The sequence below is a fragment of the Bacillus sp. SIMBA_074 genome, assembly GCF_046534555.1.
Classification (GTDB): Bacteria; Bacillota; Bacilli; order Bacillales; family Bacillaceae_G; genus Bacillus_A; species Bacillus_A mycoides.
Window position 1 is genome coordinate 1 of record NZ_JAWRYM010000525.1, and the last position, 271, is coordinate 271.

Consider the following 271-nt stretch of genomic DNA (forward strand, 5'->3'; position numbering starts at 1 on the left):
CACGTGTTTTTTCAGTACCCCTGCCACACTCATCATGATGACCATCGAGCCTGTAAACAGCGGTGTCAGGATTCCGTTTACCCGTCCGAGGAACGTGCTTTCGGTATGCTTCATGAGCATCGTATTGATCCCAATCTGTATACAGGGCAGCAACAGTCCGGCAATGAACTGGGCAACGAGCGTCAGCCATAGATGTGTGGAGATTCCCAAGATGGCAAAAGCAAGGGCATTTCCAAACAACCCAGCCATCAGCAGCCTTTGGGGAGAAAAT

The 271-nt window shown here is 50.6% G+C and carries 1 pseudogene; it reads right to left on the minus strand.

Features of this window, described 5'->3' with window-relative positions:
* Positions 1-271: pseudogene (locus SB773_RS31825) on the minus strand (MFS transporter); the annotation flags it as partial.